Below are 17444 nucleotides of genomic sequence, written 5' to 3' on the forward strand. Positions count from 1 at the left end.
TTAACCGTTGATTTGGTCCTCGATAACGCTAATGATCAAGCTGACATTACCGGAACCAGCCAAGATATTCCGACAGGCGGCACGGTTGATTTAGTCCTCACCGATGTCGATGGCAACACCATTGAAATTAACGATGTGGCTGTTAACGCTGACGGCAGCTACTCGGTCGATAACGTCGATATCTCAGCCCTGGTCGATGGTGAAATCACCGTTGACGCCAGTGCACTGACAGTAACGGCAATCCGTTAACTGCTGATGATGCTGAAGAGCTCGATGCCACCGCCGGTAACTTAACCGTTGATTTGGTCCTCGATAACGCCAATGATCAAGCTGACATTACCGGAACCAGCCAAGATATTCCGACAGGCGGCACGGTTGATTTAGTCCTCACCGATGTCGATGGCAACACCATTGAAATTAACGATGTGGCCGTGAACGCTGACGGCAGCTACTCGGTCGATAACGTCGATATCTCAGCCCTGGTCGATGGTGAAATCACCGTTGACGCCACGGCACGATTCCAATAATAATCCGTTAACTGCTGATGATGCTGAAGAGCTCGATGCCACCGCCGGTAACTTAACCGTTGATTTGGTCCTCGATAACGCTAATGATCAAGCTGACATTACCGGAACCAGCCAAGATATTCCGACAGGCGGCACGGTTGATTTAGTCCTTACCGATGTCGATGGCAACACCATTGAAATTAATGATGTGGCCGTGAACGCTGACGGCAGCTACTCGGTCGATAACGTCGATATCTCAGCCCTGGTCGATGGTGAAATCACCGTTGACGCCAGTGCAACTGACAGTAACGAATCCGTTAACTGCTGATGATGCTGAAGAGCTCGATGCCACCGCCGGTAACTTAACCGTTGATTTGGTCCTCGATAACGCTAATGATCAAGCTGACATTACCGGAACCAGCCAAGATATTCCGACAGGCGGCACGGTTGATTTAGTCCTCACCGATGTCGATGGCAACACCATTGAAATTAACGATGTGGCCGTGAACGCTGACGGCAGCTACTCGGTCGATAACGTCGATATCTCAGCCCTGGTCGATGGTGAAATCACCGTTGACGCCACGGCAACCGATTCCAATAATAATCCGTTAACTGCTGATGATGCTGAAGAGCTCGATGCCACCGCCGGTAACTTAACCGTTGATTTGGTCCTCGATAACGCAATGATCAAGCTGACATTACCGGAACCAGCCAAGATATTCCGACAGGCGGCACGGTTGATTTAGTCCTTACCGATGTCGATGGCAACACCATTGAAATTAACGATGTGGCCGTGAACGCTGACGGCAGCTACTCGGTCGATAACGTCGATATCTCAGCCCTGGTCGATGGTGAAATCACCGTTGACGCCAGTGCATCTGACAGTAACGCAATCCGTTAACTGCTGATGATGCTGAAGAGCTCGATGCCACCGCCGGTAACTTAACCGTTGATTTGGTCCTCGATAACGCAATGATCAAGCTGACATTACCGGAACCAGCCAAGATATTCCGACAGGCGGCACGGTTGATTTAGTCCTCACCGATGTCGATGGCAACACCATTGAAATTAACGATGTGGCCGTGAACGCTGACGGCAGCTACTCGGTCGATAACGTCGATATCTCAGCCCTGGTCGATGGTGAAATCACCGTTGACGCCAGTGCATCTGACAGTAACGGCAATCCGTTAACTGCTGATGATGCTGAAGAGCTCGATGCCACCGCCGGTAACTTAACCGTTGATTTGGTCCTCGATAACGCAATGATCAAGCTGACATTACCGGAACCAGCCAAGATATTCCGACAGGCGGCACGGTTGATTTAGTCCTCACCGATGTCGATGGCAACACCATTGAAATTAACGATGTGGCTGTTAACGCTGACGGCAGCTACTCGGTCGATAACGTCGATATCTCAGCCCTGGTCGATGGTGAAATCACCGTTGACGCCACGGCAACCGATCCAATAATAATCCGTTAACTGCTGATGATGCTGAAGAGCTCGATGCCACCGCCGGTAACTTAACCGTTGATTTGGTCCTCGATAACGCTAATGATCAAGCTGACATTACCGGAACCAGCCAAGATATTCCGACAGGCGGCACGGTTGATTTAGTCCTCACCGATGTCGATGGCAACACCATTGAAATTAATGATGTGGCCGTGAACGCTGACGGCAGCTACTCGGTCGATAACGTCGATATCTCAGCCCTGGTCGATGGTGAAATCACCGTTGACGCCACGGCAACCGATCCAATAATAATCCGTTAACTGCTGATGATGCTGAAGAGCTCGATGCCACCGCCGGTAACTTAACCGTTGATTTGGTCCTCGATAACGCTAATGATCAAGCTGACATTACCGGAACCAGCCAAGATATTCCGACAGGCGGCACGGTTGATTTAGTCCTCACCGATGTCGATGGCAACACCATTGAAATTAATGATGTGGCCGTGAACGCTGACGGCAGCTACTCGGTCGATAACGTCGATATCTCAGCCCTGGTCGATGGTGAAATCACCGTTGACGCCAGGCACGATTCCATAATAATCCGTTAACTGCTGATGATGCTGAAGAGCTCGATGCCACCGCCGGTAACTTAACCGTTGATTTGGTCCTCGATAACGCTAATGATCAAGCTGACATTACCGGAACCAGCCAAGATATTCCGACAGGCGGCACGGTTGATTTAGTCCTTACCGATGTCGATGGCAACACCATTGAAATTAACGATGTGGCCGTGAACGCTGACGGCAGCTACTCGGTCGATAACGTCGATATCTCAGCCCTGGTCGATGGTGAAATCACCGTTGACGCCAGTGCAATCTGACAATAACAATCCGTTAACTGCTGATGATGCTGAAGAGCTCGATGCCACCGCCGGTAACTTAACCGTTGATTTGGTCCTCGATAACGCTAATGATCAAGCTGACATTACCGGAACCAGCCAAGATATTCCGACAGGCGGCACGGTTGATTTAGTCCTCACCGATGTCGATGGCAACACCATTGAAATTAATGATGTGGCCGTGAACGCTGACGGCAGCTACTCGGTCGATAACGTCGATATCTCAGCCCTGGTCGATGGTGAAATCACCGTTGACGCCAGGCAACGATCAGTAATGCAATCCGTTAACTGCTGATGATGCTGAAGAGCTCGATGCCACCGCCGGTAACTTAACCGTTGATTTGGTCCTCGATAACGCTAATGATCAAGCTGACATTACCGGAACCAGCCAAGATATTCCGACAGGCGGCACGGTTGATTTAGTCCTACCGATGTCGATGGCAACACCATTGAAATTAACGATGTGGCCGTGAACGCTGACGGCAGCTACTCGGTCGATAACGTCGATATCTCAGCCCTGGTCGATGGTGAAATCACCGTTGACGCCAGGCATCGACAGTAATAATCCGTTAACTGCTGATGATGCTGAAGAGCTCGATGCCACCGCCGGTAACTTAACCGTTGATTTGGTCCTCGATAACGCTAATGATCAAGCTGACATTACCGGAACCAGCCAAGATATTCCGACAGGCGGCACGGTTGATTTAGTCCTCACCGATGTCGATGGCAACACCATTGAAATTAATGATGTGGCGTGAACGCTGACGGCAGCTACTCGGTCGATAACGTCGATATCTCAGCCCTGGTCGATGGTGAAATCACCGTTGACGCCAGGCATCGACATAACAATCCGTTAACTGCTGATGATGCTGAAGAGCTCGATGCCACCGCCGGTAACTTAACCGTTGATTTGGTCCTCGATAACGCTAATGATCAAGCTGACATTACCGGAACCAGCCAAGATATTCCGACAGGCGGCACGGTTGATTTAGTCCTCACCGATGTCGATGGCAACACCATTGAAATTAACGATGTGGCGTGAACGCTGACGGCAGCTACTCGGTCGATAACGTCGATATCTCAGCCCTGGTCGATGGTGAAATCACCGTTGACGCCAGTGCATCTGACAGTAACGGCAATCCGTTAACTGCTGATGATGCTGAAGAGCTCGATGCCACCGCCGGTAACTTAACCGTTGATTTGGTCCTCGATAACGCCAATGATCAAGCTGACATTACCGGAACCAGCCAAGATATTCCGACAGGCGGCACGGTTGATTTAGTCCTCACCGATGTCGATGGCAACACCATTGAAATTAACGATGTGGCTGTAACGCTGACGGCAGCTACTCGGTCGATAACGTCGATATCTCAGCCCTGGTCGATGGTGAAATCACCGTTGACGCCAGGCAACCGATCCAATAATAATCCGTTAACTGCTGATGATGCTGAAGAGCTCGATGCCACCGCCGGTAACTTAACCGTTGATTTGGTCCTCGATAACGCCAATGATCAAGCTGACATTACCGGAACCAGCCAAGATATTCCGACGGCGGCACGGTTGATTTAGTCCTCACCGATGTCGATGGCAACACCATTGAAATTAACGATGTGGCCGTGAACGCTGACGGCAGCTACTCGGTCGATAACGTCGATATCTCAGCCCTGGTCGATGGTGAAATCACCGTTGACGCCAGGCATCTGACCAGTAAGAATCCGTTAACTGCTGATGATGCTGAAGAGCTCGATGCCACCGCCGGTAACTTAACCGTTGATTTGGTCCTCGATAACGCTAATGATCAAGCTGACATTACCGGAACCAGCCAAGATATTCCGACAGGCGGCACGGTTGATTTAGTCCTCACCGATGTCGATGGCAACACCATTGAAATTAATGATGTGGCCGTGAACGCTGACGGCAGCTACTCGGTCGATAACGTCGATATCTCAGCCCTGGTCGATGGTGAAATCACCGTTGACGCCACGGCAACCGATTCCAATAATAATCCGTTAACTGCTGATGATGCTGAAGAGCTCGATGCCACCGCCGGTAACTTAACCGTTGATTTGGTCCTCGATAACGCTAATGATCAAGCTGACATTACCGGAACCAGCCAAGATATTCCGACAGGCGGCACGGTTGATTTAGTCCTCACCGATGTCGATGGCAACACCATTGAAATTAACGATGTGGCCGTGAACGCTGACGGCAGCTACTCGGTCGATAACGTCGATATCTCAGCCCTGGTCGATGGTGAAATCACCGTTGACGCCAGTGCATCTGACAGTAACGGCAATCCGTTAACTGCTGATGATGCTGAAGAGCTCGATGCCACCGCCGGTAACTTAACCGTTGATTTGGTCCTCGATAACGCAATGATCAAGCTGACATTACCGGAACCAGCCAAGATATTCCGACAGGCGGCACGGTTGATTTAGTCCTCACCGATGTCGATGGCAACACCATTGAAATTAATGATGTGGCCGTGAACGCTGACGGCAGCTACTCGGTCGATAACGTCGATATCTCAGCCCTGGTCGATGGTGAAATCACCGTTGACGCCACGGCAACCGATTCCAATAATAATCCGTTAACTGCTGATGATGCTGAAGAGCTCGATGCCACCGCCGGTAACTTAACCGTTGATTTGGTCCTCGATAACGCTAATGATCAAGCTGACATTACCGGAACCAGCCAAGATATTCCGACAGGCGGCACGGTTGATTTAGTCCTTACCGATGTCGATGGCAACACCATTGAAATTAACGATGTGGCCGTGAACGCTGACGGCAGCTACTCGGTCGATAACGTCGATATCTCAGCCCTGGTCGATGGTGAAATCACCGTTGACGCCAGTGCATCTGACAGTAACGGCAATCCGTTAACCGCTGATGATGCTGAAGAGCTCGATGCCACCGCCGGTAACTTAACCGTTGATTTGGTCCTCGATAACGCCAATGATCAAGCTGACATTACCGGAACCAGCCAAGATATTCCGACAGGCGGCACGGTTGATTTAGTCCTCACCGATGTCGATGGCAACACCATTGAAATTAACGATGTGGCCGTGAACGCTGACGGCAGCTACTCGGTCGATAACGTCGATATCTCAGCCCTGGTCGATGGTGAAATCACCGTTGACGCCACGGCAACCGATTCCAATAATAATCCGTTAACTGCTGATGATGCTGAAACTCTAGATACAACACCAGCACCAATGCCTAATATTGAATTTATTGGTATGGGTGATGAAGGTATATACAGTGCGGATGAAATTGGTTCTGATAATTCAGTAACCGCTATTATTACATTGGAAATAGGCACCCAAGTTGGCGACACCTTGATTGTCACTGACGGTAACGGTAATGAATTGTTTAATGGCCCTGTCACGCAAGCAATGCTCGACAGTGGTTTCCCTGTGGAAGTCCCTGTGACGACTGGAGCCACCGATGTTGATGTCACCGCGCAAGTGATTGATCAAGCTGGTAACCCATCAACTATTGCTAATGATACTAAACCCATTGATCTTACGGCACCTTCCGCTCTATCAATTATTATTGTTGATGACGGAACACCCGGAGATGGTTGGTTAAATAATAATGAAATAGCTGCCAACGGAAGTGGGATACAAATTAAAGCAGATGTTGAAAATGCTGATTTAGTTGCAGGTGGTTTTGTTTCTATATCTATCACTGTCGATGGAAATGAAGTTTCATTTGATTTAAAACTCGAAAATGGTCAATTGGTTAATCTTGACGGCTCAACGCCTAGCATTGCTTTTGATTATAACAATGGTGAGATCACATGGACTGAAGATGTTCCAGGAGCAGGTGATCAAATCACAGTTGAAATAACACAAACTGATGCAGCAGGTAACGAATCAACAACCGCTACAGATACAGCAACGATAAACAACGTTGATGCTAATGATGATGTCCCTGGTTCAGCATATACTGTAACAACAGGCTCTAGTACATCTTGGGTGATTCCACAGTCTGATGGTGAGAACCTAATGACTATTTCAGCTCGTAATGCTGATGGTTCAATGGGCACAGTAAGCTATGAATCAGGTACGAATAAGCTTGGAGTGACAGGCTCGCCAAGAACTTCTGACCAAATTACCGGCCAAATTGAATATGATTCAGCGACTGGAACCTCTGAAGCAATTGTTATTGACTTTAATGGATTAGTAAATCAAGCAACATTCAGTGTTTCAAATTTATTCTCAGACGAAAATGATGGAGAACAAGGCGTTTGGAAGGCTTATTACAACGGTGAACTTGTTGCGACTGAAACATTTAGTACAACATCAAGTAATACCGGTACCTTTACTATCGATACTGGTGACATAGTATTTGATCAATTAGTATTTGAAGCTACGCAAACGATTAATGAGCAAACCAATGGAACCACATTGGCAGACTCGTCAGACTACTTCTTAACGAGTATCACTGCTGCGGGACCTGCAATTATAGGGACTTATCTCGTTGCGGAAGACGGCATATTAACGATTGCAAATGCATCTGAAGGTTTGCTCAACAATGATTCAGATTCACAAGGCAACACCTTTGCGCTAACAGAAGTTAATGACATGGTAGTGACCGACGGACAAGTAATTACACTACCAAGCGGTGCGTTATTAACCATTTACAGTGATGGTACCTATTCATATGACACTAATAACTCATTTGATTCCCTAACAGCTGGGCAACTTACTACGGATACCTTTACTTACACAGTAACCGATCAATACGGTGCAACTGATACTGCCACAGTAACCATTAATATTGTAGGCGCTAACGATACTGCTATTATCACTGTCGGTAGTGGCGATACCGATGCAGGTACAGTCACTGAAAATGGTGCTACCGATACCGACAACACCACCGTTGAGATGGTCACGGGCAGCTTAACCGTGACCGACGTTGATGCCGGTCAAGCAGTGTTCCAAACACAAACAGATGTCGCTGATGCCAACTACGGTAGCTTCAGTATTGATGCCGATGGTAACTGGACTTACACTTTAAATAATAACCACATTGATGTGCAGTCGCTTGCTGAAGGGGAAACCCTTACCCGAGATATCACGGTAACTTCAGCCGATGGCACTGCGACCCATACGGTCACTATTACCATTGTCGGTACAAACTCTACTCCAGGAGCAGCTCCTGATGCGTTAATCACAGTTGAAGGCGAGACGCTCGTATTCACTACCAATGACTTAGTTAATAACGATAGTGATGCTGAAGGCAATAGCTTATCCGTATTCAAATTCGCACCAGGGAATTCAAATAACAATAGTATTGATGCCACTCAAGCAGGAGAAAGTTTCACAACAACTCTGGGCGGCACTATAACTATCAACGCAGACGGAACGTACAGTTACCAAGCTCCTGCAAACCTTGATCACAGTAGTAGCGATACACTAGTTGATAGTTTCTATTATCAAGCAACTGATGGAACAGGAAATTCTGAGTGGACGCTAGTGTCAATTGATGTCAATGATACCGCCTCAGTTGCTGTTGATGACACTGATAGTATCGGCTTTGGTGGTTTAGCATATGGCAATGTGATAACGGCAGAGGGTACCGATGGTTCTGGAGTTGACACCTTAGGGGCCGACGCAACAACGCTGATTAGTGTTACCTATGACAATGTTGTTTATGACAGCTTTAATAGTAGTGGCAACCTCACTATAAATACTGATAATGGCCAATTAATAATTAATCAAGATGGTAGTTATAGTTATCAATCAACACAAACTGATACCACTATCAATAGTTATACATATGTTGACTTAAAGAGTAATAATACTGACATTGATTTATATGGATTCAGCTCCACTACAGCCTTCAACTTAAACAGTTTGGGGACATCTAATAGTAATGTTGGTTGGAATGAAAACCGTATTGGAGTTGGTACTGGGGATGATAAGAATAAAATCACTACTGGAGAGGCTCTTGTTATCGATTTAGGCTCACCAGCTGCAATTAATAGTGTTACTTTGAATTTAAGTGACGTGAGTACTTCCGAACAAGTTCTTTGGACTACTTATGATGCTAGTGGAAATGTTGTATCTACTGGAACATCAAACAGTAATTCATTAGTTATTGATTCTAGCAGTCCTTTTCAATATATCGTGTTATCTGCTGGTCTGAGTACTAATTATTCTCTTAATTCGTTAACAGCAACATCTATAGGAAACGGAACACCAATAACTGAAGAATTCACTTATCTGCTTGAAGACTCTGATGGTGATCAATCGACGGCTGTTCTAAGTATGTCTCAAGACTCCACACCTATCGCTGCAGATAATACTGCAGAAGTATCAGAGTCCGGTTTAGTTGCCGGTACCCTAGAAGGTACAGGTTCTAATATTACTACGGGCAATCTATTAGACAACGACTCTGGCATTAGCAGTACTACAGTCATAAGCAGCTTAGATGGTCAATCACCTGTTGATGGTATTATTACCATTACAACCGCTAACGGTATTCTAACCGTATATACCGAGGATACAGCTGACTTCAGAGCGGGCGATTATCAATATGAACTCACAAATTCTAATACTACTAGCGCTGATGTGTTAGAAGAATATAGCTACACCATTGAGAATGACTCTGGGTATAGTAGTGATGCGACATTAACGATATCCATTCATGACGATGTACCTGTTGTTCAAAATATTGAACAAAACCTTCAATCTAGTGCGGACCCTATCACCACAAACCTAACCCTGATTTTAGATATATCAGGCAGTATGGATAATAGTGCTGGTAACGGAAAAACCTACCTTGAAACTGCAATTGAATCACTCACTGCACTCATTAATGAAGTGGATGCAGCTGGCAATGTTAATGTTCAAATTGTGACCTACTCTTCTAGTGTTACAAATTCTACTTGGCTGATTGACGATATTGACACTGCGATAAACTATCTTAATGCACTCCAAGCAAATGGTGGTACTCACTATGACAGTGCTTTAAAGAATGTCATGGCGAATATAGACTTACCTGTTGCAGACCAAAGCTTTGTGTATTTTATTTCTGATGGTGTGCCATCAAGTGGCCATACGGTTGGCACTACTCTTCAAACACAGTGGCAAGAGTACCTAGATACTTATTACGATATTGCCTTTGGTATTGGTATTGGTAACGCCAGCTTAAATGCAATTTTACCAATCTCATATCCTGAAGTGAATGGTAATGAAGAATATGCTATTAAAGTTAATGATGCCGATGATTTAACGAATACCATTCTCGATTATTTTGAATCTAATGCAGTCACTGGTGGATTAGGCATTCTAGGAACCAGTTCAACTGGTGTATTAGTGGGTGCTGATGGTGGTAGTGTAGATCAGCTAATGATAGATGGGGTCACCTATAACTATGATACAAATAATCCTATTCAAATTATCACCACAGCATTAGGCGCAACATTCACCCTTGACTTCGAAACAGGTGAATATATTTACTTTATTGATTCAGGTGAAAATGTACTCAATAAACAAGAGACATTTGAAGTGACCATTATTGATAACGACGGCGACACTGGTACATTTGATCTGGTGATTAATGTTGATTACCACGCGTCATTAGATGCCAATGTAAATAATGTTATTACCAATCAAGCAGCAGGAAATAATCTCACTATTTCAACTGAATACCTTACTCATGGTGATGCTACGACTAATGATGCTGAAATCACGAGTGTCACCGGCAGTAATGCATCTCTAAACAATGGTAATGTTACAGTTACCGCTGCAAATGATGGCGATAGTTTCAATTATACTTTGAGCGGTAATGGGACTGAAGATAGTGCTGATGTCACGATTGATTATCAAGACTCTACAACCTTGATTGGTACTCATGAAAACGACATTATCATCGCCAATTCAACTGCAACAATTCCAGTAGGGTTAACCATAAATGCCACTGTCGCTTCAGGGAATACTTATAATAAAACCCAAAACCAATTCGGTTTTGAAGCCGCATTATTAACCACTGGCTTATCAATTACTCAGATACAAATTAACCTTAATGCTGGTAGTGATTCGGATGGCTTCTTTGATATAAGTGATTCAACTCTTACGAAAGGCAGTAATTCACAAGGTATTGACGATGACAATGCCGATATTTTTGCCAATATGACGGCAGACGGCGGCACGTTTACGGCAGTATTTTCTGAGGGAGATTTTACTAGTGGCGATCAATTCTGGTTCTCAATCGATACAGATAGTTTAGGTTCCGATACTGGTAGTGATTTAGCCTCGGCAGGTGCCACTTTCACTATTACTTTAAGCGACGGTAGCACTCAAACAGGCGTCTATATTTCAGACGGAGCGAGTGGTTCAACCGGTAGCATTTATTTTGCCGATGCGGTTCTTGATGGTGGGGCTGGTGATGACGTACTGATTGGTGGAGATGGTAATGATTTCTTGATTGGTGGCTTAGGTGATGACTTACTCAGTGGTGGTTTAGGTAATGACATATTAAATGGTGGTGAAGGCAACAATACCTTCGTTTGGCATGCAAATGAAAGTGGTACTGATACCATTACTGATTTTGACATCAGTAAAGACAGCATTGATTTAAGTGACTTATTGGTAAATGAAAACCTAACTAACTTAGATAATATGCTGAATTTCAGTGAGAATAACGGCACAACCACTATTGATATTGATGCTGATAACGACGGTGTATTCGAACAGCACATCATATTAGACGGCGTAGATTTATCTGATGTCTACGGCAGTAGTGATGATGGCGTGATTATCAACGGATTGTTGGACGATGGTGCATTAATCATCGACGATACTGATACCTCTGCAGAAAGTTTCGCATCGGTAGAGCCATTAAACAATAACCAAGATGGTAGTATTATTCCTTAAATACAACACTTTGTTGACGCTTCGTAGTAACATACGAGCGTCTGCAAACTGTTTAAAATATAATGATAATTATTAAGGATAAGTAATCAGTGCCTACAACTGCGTCTAAAATAAATGATCAATGGACGATTTCGGCCTCCCAAAAGGTAACGGTCGATCCGCTACTTGATAGTCTTGTGTTATTAACAGAACACTTTGGCAGCCCTTGTTCAATAGATTCATTAGCTGCAGGTCTTCCGCTGTCTGGCGCAGTTATAACCCCTGAGTTACTGCCACAAGCAGCGGCTAGAGGTGGTTTATCTGCCAAATTATCACGCAAAGACTTAAACCAAGTCTCAGACATACTCTTACCGTGCATTTTATTATTAAAAGATAAAAAAGCCTGTATTTTAAGAAAAATTGATTTAGATAACGATACGGCCATTATTCAACTACCAGAAACTGGCGGTGAAAATAAACTCACCATTGAAGCACTAGAAACCCTGTACGTCGGTTATTTATTTCTCGTTAAACAAGATTATCGTGGTGATAAAAGTTTTGATGTTCACCTTCATGACAACAGCACGCATTGGTTACTGCAAAGCATTAAAGACGCAGCCCCCATTTACCGTGATGCACTAATTGCCTCAGTATTGGTTAATTTATTTGCCCTTGTATCACCATTATTTATCATGAATGTGTATGACAAAGTGGTGCCTAACCTTGCATTTGAGTCACTTTGGGTATTAGCGATTGGAGCAGCAATTGCGTATGTTTTTGATTTTGTTATGCGTCAAATGAGAAGTTATTTGATCGATGTTGCAGGTAAAAAAGTTGATATTATTGTATCGTCAAAATTGTTTGCCAAAGCCATTGGTATCCCATTATCAAAACGATCTCCTAGCATCGGTGGTATGGCGAGGCAGTTAGGTGAATTTGAAAATATCCGCGAGTTTTTAACGTCTGCAACTATCACAGCATTAGTCGATCTCCCCTTTGCTTTGTTATTTGTCATTATTATCTATATTTTCGCTGGCGATTTAGCAGTTGTACCCGTTATTGGTAGCTTAATTATTATTGCAGCAACTCTCTATTTACAACCAAAACTAAAGCAAGCCATTGAAGAAAGTAACCGTTTTGCCAGTTTAAAACATGGCCATTTAATTGAAAGTTTATCGGCACTAGAATCAATTAAAGCTAACGGCGCCGAAGGCTTAGTGCAAAAAAGCTGGCAACAAATGATTGGCCACACTGCAAATTGGCAGCTCAAAACAAAAAAACTGTCTAATTATGTCGGTCATATCGCAAATTTTGTCGTACAGCTGACGGTAGTATCAGTGGTTATTTTGGGTGTATATCGTTTAGCCGATAACGAAATATCAATGGGCGGTATTATTGCAGCCGTCATGCTCTCTAGCAGAGCCATTGCTCCTATGGCTCAGCTAGCAGGCTTAATAACTCGCGGTAACCATACGGTTAGCTCATTACGTCAACTTGACGCCATAATGGGACAAGAAGATGAATTTGAAGATAAAGGACATTTAGCCAGTAAAGAAGTCTTTATGGGAAAAATAGAAGCTGACAATATCAGTTTCAGCTTCCCAGATTGTGAAAAACCAAGTTTGTACCCTCTATCATTACGGATCAATCCTGGTGAGCGTATTGCTATTATTGGCAGAAATGGCTCAGGTAAAAGTACCTTAGCCAAACTATTACTGGGATTATATAAACCTTCTCAAGGTAGCCTCCGTTATGATGGCCTCGATATAGGACAAATTCACCCTAGTGATCTTAGACGTAACTTTGGTTACTTACCTCAAGATGTCACCTTATTTCATGGTTCCATTCGCGACAATATTTTATTTGGATCTCGCCAAGTAACAGAACATCAGTTAATGAGAGCAATCCAGCTTTCAGGAGTAAGCTTATTTACCAATTTAGAATCTGAAGGTTTGGATCAACAAGTTGGTGAAGGCGGATTAGCGTTAAGTCGAGGGCAAAGACAAACTGTTGCGCTAGCACGAGCAACCCTAAATGATCCGTCGATACTCTTAATGGACGAACCTACAGCAAGCCTTGATGCTAGAGCGGAAAAACAATTTATTCGCTCGATGCAGTTAGTCAGTCGAGACAGAACCTTATTATTAATTACCCATAAAATGCATCTTCTTAACTTAGTTGATCGCATAATTGTGCTTGATAAAGGCCACGTAATGGCCGATGGCCCTAAAGATGAAGTTCTTGCCAAGCTCAACTCTGGTGCAATGACTGGAGGTCAGAATTCATGAGTAAGCATCTGACAACTGAAGATTTGGAAATGGTCGACGATGTGTACGGTGCTATGATGACCGATGCGCCAACAGGTCATCGGCTCATCATATGGTCGTTAGCTGCGATGATGGTGTGTTTTTTTATTTGGGCATATTTCTCTGAACTCGATCAAGTGACTACCGGAATGGGTAAAGTTATCCCCTCTTCGCAATTACAGGTTATTCAAAGCTTAGATGGCGGTATTTTACAAGAGGTTTACGTTCAAGAAGGAGCTATGGTCACCAAAGGACAAGCATTAGTCCGGATCGATGATACACGCTTTCGTTCTGATTATGATCAACAAGAACAAGAAGTCTACGGCCTACAAACCAATATAATCCGTATGCGGACTGAATTAGACAGCATAATTATTTCTGATATGTCTGCCGACTGGCGCCAACAAGTAAAAATAACCAAACAAAAATTAATTTTTTCCCAAAATATTATTGATCAAGAGCCTGAGTTGGTTAAACGCCAACAAGATGAGTATTCAATTCGACTCGATAATTTAAGTAATCAATTAGAAATTTTGGTACGTCAAATTCAGCAACGCCAACAAGAAATAGAAGAATTGGCGTCTAAAATCAGCACCCTAACTAAAAGCTTTCAACTCGTTTCTCGCGAGCTTGACCTAACCCGTCCACTTGCTCGTAAAGGTATTGTTCCAGAAGTAGAATTGCTCAAATTGGAAAGAACAGTCAATGATATTCAAGGCGAATTGCAATCTGTAAGGATCTTACGTCCAAAAGTTAAAGCTTCTATGGACGAAGCCATTTTAAAGCGCCGTGATGCTGTATTTGTTTACGTTACCGATTTACGGGCACAACTCAATGAGATGCAAACTAAACTATCTCGTATGAATCAGGCACAAAAAGGGGCATTTGACAAAGTCAGTAAAGCTGTCATCACCTCTCCTGTTATCGGTACAATTAAAAAAATAAACTTCAATACGTTAGGTGGTGTTGTACAACCTGGTGTAGATATTATGGAAATAGTGCCTTCAGAAGATAGACTACTAATAGAAACTAAAATTTCACCAAAAGATATTGCCTTTATACATCCAGGTTTGCCAGCCATAGTGAAAGTCACTGCCTATGACTTTACTCGCTATGGTGGACTCAAAGGCACTGTTGAACATATTAGTGCTGATACATCTCAAGATGAAGAAGGTAACAGCTTTTACATCATAAAAGTACGAACACAAGAATCTAGTTTAATGAAAGACGATGGCACGGAGATGCCTATAATCCCTGGAATGCTTACATCTGTAGATGTCATAACAGGGAAAAAATCGATACTTGAGTACATTTTAAATCCAATTTTAAGAGCAAAAGAGACAGCACTTAGAGAGCGCTAAAAGGAACCGGGAGGGTTTTTAAATGACAACAATAATGAATCGGCCAAAAAAGCTGAGTGCTATTGCACTCGCTGTAGGAATGCTGATTACACCAATAGCTTCAAGCCAATCACTTGAACAGGCTGTTGCGCACACACTGGACACAAATCCAGATTTACGTATAGCTTTTAACCAATTTAAAGCACGTGAAGAACAAGTTAACCAGGCTGTGGCTGGTTATATGCCAACTGTCGACATAACTGCGGGCTATGGCTGGGAACAAACAGATAGCCCATCGACTCGCCGTAAAGCTGGTCAAGGTGATGTCAATGATGACGGTATTATTGAGTTAGAGCGTGGCGAAGCTGGTTTTAGCATCAAGCAAATGATCTTCGATGGTTTTTATACCAGTAGCGAAGTCGATCGTTATTCATTTGAAGCCAGCGCCGATCAGTGGGCATTATTTTCTGCCGCTGAAGATATGGCATTGGATGTCACCAATGTTTACCTTGACGTCATCCGTACAGAACAAGTATTACAGCTATCTGAAAAGAACCTCGCAAGTCATAAAGAAATTTACGATCAAATAAAACAGCGAACAGACTCTGGATTAGGATCGATAGCAGATTTATCGCAAATAACCGGTCGTCTTGCCCGAGCAAATGCCAATGTTATTTCGGCTAAAAATAATTTAGAAGACGCACGAGCAGCCTTTATAAAAATTGTAGAATCACAACCAGATAACTTAATCTTACCGGTGCCTGATGCCGACATGCTGCCAGCAAGCTTAGCGCAAGGGATCAGTGCAGCAAAAGCAAAACATCCAGTGTTAAAAACAGCAGCAAATGACATTAATGCAGCTAAAAAAGAACGAAGCTCAGCCAAAGCCACCTATTTCCCACAATTAAGCCTAGAGCTTAAGGGTAATTGGAACAATGATATTGATGGTGAAGATGGCTACAGTGCAATTAGCAGCCAAAATGTTAATGGTTATAATAATGAGTTAGTCGGGATGGTTCAGGTAAAATATAACCTTTTCTCTGGTGGCAAAGACATCGCTAGAGACAGAGAGACAGCTTATAAAATCAATGAAGCAAAAGAGATTCAACAACGTGCTTATCGTCAAGTTGTTGAAGGCTTATCTTATGCTTGGAATGCCTACGAAATGTTAGCACCACAAAAACAATTCATTCGTGAACACGTTGTGGCTGCAAAACAAACTCAAGTGGCTTATGTCCAACAATTTAATCTAGGTCAACGAAGTCTTCTCGATTTACTCGATACCGAAAATGAACTCTTTGAAGCCCGAAAAGATTACTTACAGACTGAATATGATGAAATTGCTGCGAGCTATCGAGTGCTCAATGCAACTGGTGATCTACTAGACTCACTTAGAGTCACGCGCCCTGGAGAATGGCGTGGAGAGCGTGATTATGAGGGAGGAGTCCAATAATGAAATACTTAATGATTCTACTCACAATGTTGACCGCCACAGGCTGTGCAATGAATGATGTTGTCGAGTTAACTAAACACACAGAGCAAAACTTTAACTTAACAGATATGGATCGCGACGGCGTCATAACCGCTAGAGAACGTTGCACGGATACAATTAAAGGTGCAGAAGTTGATAATTATGGTTGCGGGAGCGTTAAAAGTATCAATGAACGTCAAGAATTGAATATATTATTTGGCAACAACTCTGACATTATTGATCCTCAGTATTATGACCAAATTGAAAAAATTGCAAATATACTAAAGGCTTATCCAAGCACTAAGGTAACGATTGAAGGCCATACAAGCAAACGAGGTAGCTATGAACTTAATTTAGCATTATCTCAAAAGCGAGCCAAAGCTGTTATTGAAGTTCTCGAAAATTCTTTTGATATTGATCCAAATCGTTTAAACGCCATTGGATATAGTTTCGATCGCCCTGTTGATGATACCGGTACGACAATGGCTGAAGAACATAACCGTCGAGTGATGGCACAAGTTACAGCAGACGACACAATGCCAGTAATGAAATGGAATATCTACACAGTAGATATACAAAATAACTAACAGACACACAAGGCATTT

General features: G+C 43.7%; 19 protein-coding genes. All 19 read left to right on the forward strand.

What is annotated here, in order from left to right:
• The first annotated feature begins 12 nt into the window (after positions 1-12).
• The 19 genes from FCN25_RS07400 to FCN25_RS07485 all read left to right on the forward strand — a co-directional run bounded on the left by FCN25_RS07400 (position 13) and on the right by FCN25_RS07485 (position 17426).
• Entirely contained in the window at positions 13-249 is a 237-nt protein-coding gene (locus tag FCN25_RS07400) for a hypothetical protein (protein ID WP_137223400.1), read from the forward strand.
• Between the two features lie 53 nt (positions 250-302).
• Positions 303-527, forward strand: a complete 225-nt coding sequence (locus FCN25_RS07405; protein WP_137223402.1) for a hypothetical protein — start codon at positions 303-305, stop codon at positions 525-527.
• Positions 502-834 (forward strand): hypothetical protein, encoded by a 333-nt coding sequence (locus FCN25_RS07410; RefSeq protein ID WP_137223404.1) that lies wholly within the window; start codon positions 502-504, stop codon positions 832-834. The genes FCN25_RS07405 and FCN25_RS07410 overlap by 26 nt, the downstream gene beginning before the upstream one ends.
• The gene (locus FCN25_RS07415) at positions 791-1252 is read left to right on the forward strand and encodes a hypothetical protein (protein WP_137223406.1); all 462 of its coding nucleotides are present in this window, start codon (positions 791-793) and stop codon (positions 1250-1252) included. The genes FCN25_RS07410 and FCN25_RS07415 overlap by 44 nt, the downstream gene beginning before the upstream one ends.
• Positions 1253-1582: 330 nt before the next feature.
• Positions 1583-1831, forward strand: a complete 249-nt coding sequence (locus FCN25_RS07420; RefSeq protein ID WP_137223408.1) for a hypothetical protein — start codon at positions 1583-1585, stop codon at positions 1829-1831.
• 208 nt (positions 1832-2039) lie between these two features.
• Positions 2040-2276: a hypothetical protein gene (locus FCN25_RS07425; protein WP_137223410.1), complete on the forward strand. Its 237-nt coding sequence runs from the start codon at positions 2040-2042 to the stop codon at positions 2274-2276.
• Between the two features lie 53 nt (positions 2277-2329).
• Positions 2330-2563 carry a hypothetical protein gene (locus tag FCN25_RS07430; protein WP_137223412.1) on the forward strand — a complete coding sequence of 78 codons (234 nt, stop codon included), beginning with the start codon at positions 2330-2332 and terminating at the stop codon, positions 2561-2563.
• 53 nt (positions 2564-2616) lie between these two features.
• A complete protein-coding gene (locus FCN25_RS07435; protein WP_137223414.1) occupies positions 2617-2835 on the forward strand; it encodes a hypothetical protein in 219 nt (72 codons plus the stop codon).
• Positions 2816-3148: a hypothetical protein gene (locus FCN25_RS07440; RefSeq protein ID WP_137223416.1), complete on the forward strand. Its 333-nt coding sequence runs from the start codon at positions 2816-2818 to the stop codon at positions 3146-3148. The genes FCN25_RS07435 and FCN25_RS07440 overlap by 20 nt, the downstream gene beginning before the upstream one ends.
• A gap of 46 nt (positions 3149-3194) precedes the next feature.
• On the forward strand, positions 3195-3326 hold the full coding sequence (locus FCN25_RS21245; RefSeq protein WP_302629494.1) for a hypothetical protein: 132 nt from the start codon (positions 3195-3197) through the stop codon (positions 3324-3326).
• A 51-nt stretch (positions 3327-3377) separates the two neighbouring features.
• Positions 3378-3611, forward strand: a complete 234-nt coding sequence (locus FCN25_RS07445) for a hypothetical protein (protein WP_175405840.1) — start codon at positions 3378-3380, stop codon at positions 3609-3611.
• On the forward strand, positions 3608-3895 hold the full coding sequence (locus FCN25_RS07450; protein WP_137223420.1) for a hypothetical protein: 288 nt from the start codon (positions 3608-3610) through the stop codon (positions 3893-3895). The genes FCN25_RS07445 and FCN25_RS07450 overlap by 4 nt, the downstream gene beginning before the upstream one ends.
• On the forward strand, positions 3892-4422 hold the full coding sequence (locus FCN25_RS07455; protein WP_137223422.1) for a hypothetical protein: 531 nt from the start codon (positions 3892-3894) through the stop codon (positions 4420-4422). The genes FCN25_RS07450 and FCN25_RS07455 overlap by 4 nt, the downstream gene beginning before the upstream one ends.
• A 41-nt stretch (positions 4423-4463) precedes the next feature.
• Positions 4464-5291, forward strand: a complete 828-nt coding sequence (locus FCN25_RS07460) for a hypothetical protein (RefSeq protein ID WP_137223424.1) — start codon at positions 4464-4466, stop codon at positions 5289-5291.
• A 41-nt stretch (positions 5292-5332) separates the two neighbouring features.
• Positions 5333-11743, forward strand: a complete 6411-nt coding sequence (locus FCN25_RS07465; RefSeq protein ID WP_137223426.1) for a VCBS domain-containing protein — start codon at positions 5333-5335, stop codon at positions 11741-11743.
• 89 nt (positions 11744-11832) lie between these two features.
• Complete coding sequence (locus FCN25_RS07470) at positions 11833-14010, forward strand: type I secretion system permease/ATPase (RefSeq protein WP_137223428.1); 2178 nt, start codon at positions 11833-11835, stop codon at positions 14008-14010.
• The gene (locus tag FCN25_RS07475; RefSeq protein ID WP_137223430.1) at positions 14007-15389 is read left to right on the forward strand and encodes an HlyD family type I secretion periplasmic adaptor subunit; all 1383 of its coding nucleotides are present in this window, start codon (positions 14007-14009) and stop codon (positions 15387-15389) included. Before FCN25_RS07470 ends, FCN25_RS07475 begins: the two co-directional genes overlap by 4 nt.
• Before the next feature lie 22 nt (positions 15390-15411).
• A complete protein-coding gene (locus FCN25_RS07480) occupies positions 15412-16821 on the forward strand; it encodes a TolC family outer membrane protein (RefSeq protein WP_137223432.1) in 1410 nt (469 codons plus the stop codon).
• Entirely contained in the window at positions 16821-17426 is a 606-nt protein-coding gene (locus tag FCN25_RS07485) for an OmpA family protein (RefSeq protein ID WP_137223434.1), read from the forward strand. The genes FCN25_RS07480 and FCN25_RS07485 overlap by 1 nt, the downstream gene beginning before the upstream one ends.
• Positions 17427-17444: the final 18 nt, after the last annotated feature.

The sequence above is a fragment of the Shewanella sp. MEBiC00475 genome (genome assembly GCF_005234075.1).
In the GTDB taxonomy this organism is placed as follows: Bacteria; Pseudomonadota; Gammaproteobacteria; order Enterobacterales; family Shewanellaceae; genus Shewanella; species Shewanella polaris.